7 protein-coding genes and 1 pseudogene are annotated in these 5234 nt (G+C 39.1%); 4 read left to right on the forward strand and 4 right to left on the reverse strand.

Annotated features, from left to right (window positions below; genetic code table 11):
- The 3 genes and pseudogenes from ND16A_RS21735 to ND16A_RS06240 form a co-directional block, all read right to left on the reverse strand.
- Positions 1-210: pseudogene (locus ND16A_RS21735) on the reverse strand (IS110 family transposase); the annotation flags it as partial.
- Between the two features lie 175 nt (positions 211-385).
- On the reverse strand, positions 386-679 hold the full coding sequence (locus tag ND16A_RS06245) for a type II toxin-antitoxin system RelE/ParE family toxin (protein ID WP_033078247.1): 294 nt from the start codon (positions 677-679) through the stop codon (positions 386-388).
- Positions 679-918: a type II toxin-antitoxin system ParD family antitoxin gene (locus ND16A_RS06240; protein ID WP_033078248.1), complete on the reverse strand. Its 240-nt coding sequence runs from the start codon at positions 916-918 to the stop codon at positions 679-681. Before ND16A_RS06240 ends, ND16A_RS06245 begins: the two co-directional genes overlap by 1 nt.
- 197 nt (positions 919-1115) lie before the next feature.
- On the opposite strand from ND16A_RS06240, the gene ND16A_RS06235 reads away from it, so the two are divergent.
- The 4 genes from ND16A_RS06235 (at position 1116) to ND16A_RS06225 (ending at position 4254) form a co-directional block, all read left to right on the forward strand.
- Positions 1116-2003 carry a PD40 domain-containing protein gene (locus tag ND16A_RS06235; RefSeq protein ID WP_033078249.1) on the forward strand — a complete coding sequence of 296 codons (888 nt, stop codon included), beginning with the start codon at positions 1116-1118 and terminating at the stop codon, positions 2001-2003.
- A 127-nt stretch (positions 2004-2130) separates the two neighbouring features.
- Entirely contained in the window at positions 2131-2826 is a 696-nt protein-coding gene (locus tag ND16A_RS0119435) for an alpha/beta hydrolase (RefSeq protein WP_052073175.1), read from the forward strand.
- Positions 2827-2881: 55 nt separating this feature from the next.
- Positions 2882-3793: a TolB family protein gene (locus ND16A_RS06230; protein WP_033078250.1), complete on the forward strand. Its 912-nt coding sequence runs from the start codon at positions 2882-2884 to the stop codon at positions 3791-3793.
- A 116-nt stretch (positions 3794-3909) separates the two neighbouring features.
- Positions 3910-4254 carry a nuclear transport factor 2 family protein gene (locus ND16A_RS06225; protein WP_033078251.1) on the forward strand — a complete coding sequence of 115 codons (345 nt, stop codon included), beginning with the start codon at positions 3910-3912 and terminating at the stop codon, positions 4252-4254.
- Positions 4255-4726: 472 nt separating this feature from the next.
- On the opposite strand, the gene ND16A_RS06220 is transcribed toward ND16A_RS06225, so the two are convergent.
- Positions 4727-5234, reverse strand: a 508-nt coding sequence (locus ND16A_RS06220) for an IS110 family transposase (RefSeq protein ID WP_033078253.1), incomplete at its 5' end; no start/stop codon positions are given.

Consider the following 5234-nt stretch of genomic DNA (forward strand, 5'->3'; position numbering starts at 1 on the left):
GCTGACCCAATACCAGCAATGCATACATTCAACGCCTAATACGAGATCATCTAAATAAGGTTTTAATAATTCATGAAGTGCTAATCGATCTGCTTTAATCTGTTGATGTAACACCTTTTTTCCGTCACTATCTAAAATACAAACGTATAAAATGTACGCATGAAGATCGATTCCACAATAATATTTGTGAGAATTGGTATAGAATTTCATTTGAGTCTTCTCCTTTTGGTTTTGTCGCCTTGAAGTCTAGTTTAAAGCTGGACTTCAAGGAGAAGGCTCAATAAGTATCAAGTCATTCAAGCAGAACAAATAACAGTTGGTTTTTGCTCCTGCGTCGCTTATTTTAACCAACTATTATTTGCCTCTTAGTGAGGTATTATATTTTTCAGAGAGCGCGGTTAACATCCATACTTTTGTGTAATATTCTTACAATTAAAATATGGTCTGCTTTCTTTTTTTTGTAATATATTACGTGGCTTCCTTGAGGTCGCTTTCGGTAACCTTCACGAATATAATCACAATTAACACCTAACATAGGCTCTTCTGCTAATTGGTGAAAAGAATTATCTAATAGTTTTAAATAATCATTTCGCTGTGCTGTTCCCCAAGTTAATTGAGTGTATTTGGCTATTTTAATTAAGTCATATTTTGCTTTATTCGATAATTCAAATTTAGACATTAATGATTATCTTTATCTAATTCAGAAATCATCGATTCATATGAGTAATCGGCAATACCACTATTTTCACCTTCAATAAGCATATTGCGTAAGTTCATAATTTTAGTTTCTTGATCTTCTAATGCTCTTAAACCAGCTCTGACTACTTCACTTGCAGAACCATAACGACCTGAGTTAAGTTGCTGACTTATAAATTGATCAAAATGCTCGCCTAATGTTACGCTCGTATTTTTAGCCATAATGTAAAACCCTTTTAATACCAATATATATTGGATTATGGTATAAAAAATATAACAAGGCAATTAAACGGACAAAAAACAGTTGGTTTTTTGCTCGTGCCTCGCTAATTTTAGCCAACTGTATTTAGCCGCTTATTGCGGCGTTTATATGCATTGAGAAAGTTTAATTTTAGCTGAATTTGAAATAGGGAAAATATATGAAGAAGAATTTTATTTTTAATACTCTACTGCTTTTTGCACTAATGGTGAGCAATACAAGTCAAAGTCAGGATAAATTGCCAGTGCTCGTAGGGACCTACTTAGGACAAAAACCTCCAGGTTTGATTCCAAAGGCTTTCGCTCCTGGTGTTATCTCAACAGAGGGATATGAATATAGCGGCGTTTTCACCCCTAACATGGATGAATTTTATTTCATTAGAGGCAGTGAAGACAATAAAAAACAAGAGTTTGTTATTTATCAGAAAAAAGATAATCGATGGTATGGCGAGGTTATGTCTTCTCGGTTGGGGCAGCCTGCAATCTCTCCTGATGGCAAAACCATGCATTTAGGTAGGCGCTTTTTAGAGCGTACTAATAACGGCTGGTCAGAGAGGAAGAACCTTGACTTACCTTTCACTGACATTCTTATTATGCGTCTTACATCGGCCTCAAATGGCACTTACTATTTTGATACTTGGGATGAATCGAATGAGGACTTTCCAATACGCTATTCACGAATTGTAGAAGGAAAATATGAAGTTCCTAAACCATTAAGTAAAACCATTAATACAGGAACCCAGTTAAACCATCCTTTTATCGCCCCTGATGAATCCTATTTAATTTGGGATGCAATAAGAAGTGAAGGGCATGGTGACTCTGATCTTTATATCAGTTATCGACAAAAAGATGGCTCTTGGGGGGAAGCCATTAATTTGGGGGATAAAATTAATACAGGCGCTTGGGACGCAGCAGGGTATGTTACACCTGACGGAAAATATTTCTTTTTTAATCGGACGATAAGCCCAGGTGTTGGTGATGCACTTCCAAATGTCGATATATATTGGGTAGATGCACAGTTTATCGAGGCACTCAGGCCTAAAATATAATACATATAACAAGCCAATCAAGACGGGACTGCTAAAGCTTGGCTTGGCTCCGCTCCGCTTCACATTTTAGCAAACTATTATCAGTCCCTTATTGAGGCGTTAGGCATTTAGGAGCAGTCTACGAAGCATGGTAAATAAATTAACAAAAAGGAGCTTTCATCGTCAGATTTATGGAGGAGTGCATAGAGATTACTGGGTTTATATTCCTGAACTCTACAAGGGAGATACCCCCGCTAATTTGAAGGTTTTTCAAGACGGGTACTACTATATTGACGAAGCTAAACCTATGAGGGCACCCCAAAGAATTGATAAACTCATTGCTTCTAATAAAATCCCTCCCACGGTTTGTGTTTTTATAAATCCTGGTATTATCAAAGAGCCAACAAAAGCAGAACATCATCCAGACACACTGCGTAGCATCGAGTATGATTCAGTTAATGAACAATATACTCGGATTCTCATCAATGAGCTTCTACCTGAGGCATTGGCTGGCCTAAACATTTCTCAAAATCCAAAAAATCGAGCAACTGTGGGCTTCAGCTCAGGTGGGATATGTGCTTGGTCAATTGCATGGTTTCGTCCAGATTTATTCGGTAATGTGCTAAGCCACTGTGGTAGCTTTGTTGGTATTAGAGGGGGAGGTAAATTTCCATATCTAATAAGAAATGAATATCCCAAGCCCATTATTTTCTGCTTATTAAGGCGTTATATGTATTTAATAAGTTATTTATCGTCGTCAGAACTAAATCATCTAAAAGTCATAAGGACGTCAGGTATTTTGAAGCCGGATTGGTTAAATTGGCCGCTGTTCAATCACATTTAAGCGACTTCAATAGAGAAGTTACATAATTCGTTGATTTCAAAATAAGGAATAAGTTATGAAGCGTGTTAGCACTGCAATTGTTCTACTGTTTTCTGTTCTAGCGATGAGCAACACTAGTTACAGCCTAGATGACATCCCCATCCCAGATGGTCCCTACCTCGGTCAAACACCACCTGGCGCAATACCTGAGGTTTTTGCGCCAGGGATTGTTAATAGAGAAGAATCTACTGATCTTGAGGGTATGTTCGGATCGGATATGAATACCTTTTACTTCGTTAGAGAGGGTGAAGAATATGCAGGCGTAGTTAAAGTTGGAGCATTTAAAGGAGATAAAGTTTCCTATGGGCTGGCAGTCATTGAATATAAAAACAATAAATGGCAGCAGTCTGTTGTCGCGAAGGCTGCGAGCGAACCATCGATATCTCCCGATGGCAATACCATCTTGTTCAAAAATGGATATATAGAACGCACAAGCGACGGTTGGTCAAAGATGAAAAGTCTTGCTGAGCCTCTGGCAAGTATCGAGATTATGCGGTCTGCAATTTCAGCTAACGGAACCATTTATTTTGATACCTATAACCGAGCACTGGATATTCCGCTGCGCTATTCACGTTTGATTAACGGCAAATATGAAGCGCCGAAATCACTGGGCCCGCAGTTTGGCATCGGCAGGTATAATGCCCACCCCTACATTGCGCCGGATGAAAGCTATATTGTTTTTGATAGCGTAAGAGACGCTGGCCACGGCTCATCTGATCTTTACATTAGCTTTCGAAGGGGAGATGGCTCATGGGGCCCTGCTGTCAATCTGGGAGACAAGATAAATACCGATGCCTCTGAAAAAAATCCAAGTGTGTCACCCGATGGCAAATTTCTCTTCTTTGATCGTCGGACAAAACGTGGAAACGCAGATGTGACTATCTACTGGGTGGATGCTCAGATTATTGAGACGCTCCGACCCAAATAGCAAACCATATAACAAGCTACTCCAGCGGAGCAAGATTTGCTACGCTCCCACTGCCCGCTGAGTAGAGCGTTATGTACTAAGGGCTGGTATCAATATCCCCTCAAAAGGTGAGTCAGATGAAAATGTTAATTAAGGAATGGTTCAGCAAGTGGGAGGAAGGTGATTTCTATCATTTACCAATCTCTGAAAATTTCAAACACACTAGTCCTTTTGGAATTATTGATGGCAAAAACAATTACATCAACCTTATTGAATCGAATAAAGATAAGTTTTTAGGCTATCAATTTAAAATACATGACGAAATATTTGGGGATAATAAAGCCTGTATACGTTACACCGCGATTCAGGGCGATTTTTCTTTAGACGTTAGTGAGTGGTATTTCGTAAAAGGTGGGTTAATAGAGGCTATTGTAGCTTACTACCATATTGGTGAAGTTCGAGATGAACGCAAACTTAAGTAGGCTCAATTAGCACATAACACATATGAGCCTTTTCCCGTCAACAGGTAATAGAAGTTTTTTTAGCTGCCGCTAGGCAGCTAATTGTTAAATCAATAAACAAACTTGTTTACTTCGCACTGTCAGACAGTTGTTAAATTACTTACAGCAAACACATATTGAGGCTCTCTTATTGTGATCTCATCACTGCCTGTTTCGTCAGTCCATTGGTTGAACAGGGGCACTAGACATTCATCGGTTAACCTTAATCTGGCACTACTCAAGATAATGATTCAGCCCGCAGAGGGTGTTCAGTTAGTTTCAGGCTCAGCTAAGGTGTAAGCAATTTTGTTTATTGCATTAATGCGCACCCACAAGGTGTCTAATCAAGTCGTCTGGCTTGTACATCTGGTATAAGAGTCGTCATGTACTAATAAACGATTCTTCGGATACTCCAACCATCCAGTTAGGTGTTCAGCTCACCTTGTGGTGCGACTTATCTGGCTAAAAACTTATCATCATCAAATACCGTTTTATTCTTTAACATGTAATACACGCAACGGCCCAATTTGTGGGCTAACGCCGATAATGCTTTGGCTTTGCTCATGCGTTTTTGTAATTTGTTTAAATAGCGCCTCGCTTTATCATTGCCTCGAAGATACAGTACCGCCGATTCACTAAATGCCCACTTTAAATGACCGTTACCAATTTTATTGCCGGACGTTCCATAAGTTTTACCTGCCGATTCAGCTTTGCACTTAATTAACCGACAATATGAAGCAAATTTTTGAACCGATTCGAATCGTTCTATATCACCAATTTCATACAAAATCGTCAGCGCCAAGATTTGGCCAATGCCTGGTACTGTCCTCAATACAGCAAGGTACCCGGGGTTATGTTGTCGAGCTTTGCTTTCTATGAAGGATTCTAATTGCTTTAATTCTTTTTGATAGCAATCGAGCAGGGCTAAATCAAAATCGACATTGCGTTGCACTACAGAGTCT

Origin of the sequence: Thalassotalea sp. ND16A (genome assembly GCF_000764205.1) — a bacterium.
GTDB lineage: Bacteria > Pseudomonadota > Gammaproteobacteria > Enterobacterales > Alteromonadaceae > Thalassotalea_A.

Bases quoted from the DNA above. Each gene is read 5' to 3' on its own strand.
- ND16A_RS06245 (WP_033078247.1), bottom strand. From the start codon at position 679: ATGTCTAAATTTGAATTATCGAATAAAGCAAAATATGACTTAATTAAA.
- ND16A_RS06240 (WP_033078248.1), bottom strand. From the start codon at position 918: ATGGCTAAAAATACGAGCGTAACATTAGGCGAGCATTTTGATCAATTT.
- ND16A_RS06230 (WP_033078250.1), top strand. From the start codon at position 2,882: ATGAAGCGTGTTAGCACTGCAATTGTTCTACTGTTTTCTGTTCTAGCG.
- ND16A_RS06225 (WP_033078251.1), top strand. From the start codon at position 3,910: ATGAAAATGTTAATTAAGGAATGGTTCAGCAAGTGGGAGGAAGGTGAT.
- ND16A_RS0119435 (WP_052073175.1), top strand. From the start codon at position 2,131: ATGGTAAATAAATTAACAAAAAGGAGCTTTCATCGTCAGATTTATGGA.
- ND16A_RS06235 (WP_033078249.1), top strand. From the start codon at position 1,116: ATGAAGAAGAATTTTATTTTTAATACTCTACTGCTTTTTGCACTAATG.